General features: G+C 70.1%; 1 protein-coding gene. It reads left to right on the top strand.

Features of this window, described 5'->3' with window-relative positions:
• Positions 1-1,401, top strand: a 1,401-nt coding sequence (locus ACIRS1_RS38440; RefSeq protein WP_402847320.1) for an acyltransferase domain-containing protein, incomplete at both ends; no start/stop codon positions are given.

The raw sequence follows: 1,401 nt of genomic DNA on the forward strand, positions 1-1,401 counted from the left end.
CGCCCGCCGCATCCCCGTCGACTACGCCTCCCACAGCCACCACGTCGAACCCCTCCACCACCACCTCACCCAACTCCTCGCCCACATCAAGCCGCAGCGCACCGAGATCGAGTTCTACTCCACGGTCACAGGCGACGTGCTCGACACCACCGAGCTGACCGCCGACTACTGGTACCGCAACCTGCGCCAGACCGTCCGGCTGGACGAAACCGTGCGCGCCCTGCACCGGGACCGCTTCGGACTGTTCATCGAGAGCAGTCCCCACCCCGTGCTCACCTACGGCATCCAGCAGACCCTCGACGAGGTGGACCCGAGCGGAAGCGTCGCCGTCCTGGGCACGCTGCGCCGGGACCAGGACGACCACGCCCAGTTCCTCACCGCCCTCGCCACCGCCTGGACCAGCGGCGCCCCCCTCACCCGCTGGACCACCCACGACCGCACCCCCACCCACACCGACCTGCCCACCTACCCCTTCCAGCGCACCCGGCACTGGATCACCCCGCAGACCGGCAGCGGCACGCCGTCGGCGCTGGGTCTGGCCCCGACCGACCACCTCTTCCTCAAAACCGCCACCACCCACCCCGACGGCACCACCACCTACACCGGCACCCTCAACCTCACCACCCACCCCTGGCTCACCGACCACACCATCCACGACACCGTCCTCCTCCCCGCCACCGCCCTCCTCGACCTCACCCTCCACGCCGCCCACGACCTCCACCACCCCCACATCGAAGAACTCACCCTCCACACCCCCACCCCCCTCACCACCACCCCCACCCAACTCCACCTCACCGCCACCCCACCCACCAACCACACCCGCACCCTCACCATCCACACCCGACCCCACACCACCAACCCCCACACCCCCTGGACCCACACCGCCACCGCCACCCTCACCACCACCGGCCCCGACACCGACCCCCACACCGACACCAGCACCACCCACACCTGGCCCCCCACCCACACCACCCCCATCCCCCTCACCCACCTCTACGACGACCTCACCACCCACGGCTACACCTACGGCCCCACCTTCCAAGGCCTCACCCACGCCTGGAAGAACCACACCACCCTCCACGCCACCACCACCCTCCCCACCACCCAAACCCCCACCCACACCACCATCCACCCCGCCCTCCTCGACGCCGCCCTCCACCCCCTCCTCACCACCACCGACCACACCACCCTCCACCTCCCCACCACCTTCACCCACACCACCCTCCACACCACCCACGCCACCACCCTCCACACCACCCTCACCCCCCACCCCACCAACCCCAACACCCACACCCTCACCGCCACCGACCCCCACGGCACCCCCGTCATCACCACCACCCTCACCACCACACCCACCACCCCCACCCACCTCACCCACACCCTCAACACCCTCAACGCGGC

It is taken from the genome of Kitasatospora sp. NPDC101176 (assembly GCF_044768035.1).
GTDB lineage: Bacteria > Actinomycetota > Actinomycetes > Streptomycetales > Streptomycetaceae > Kitasatospora.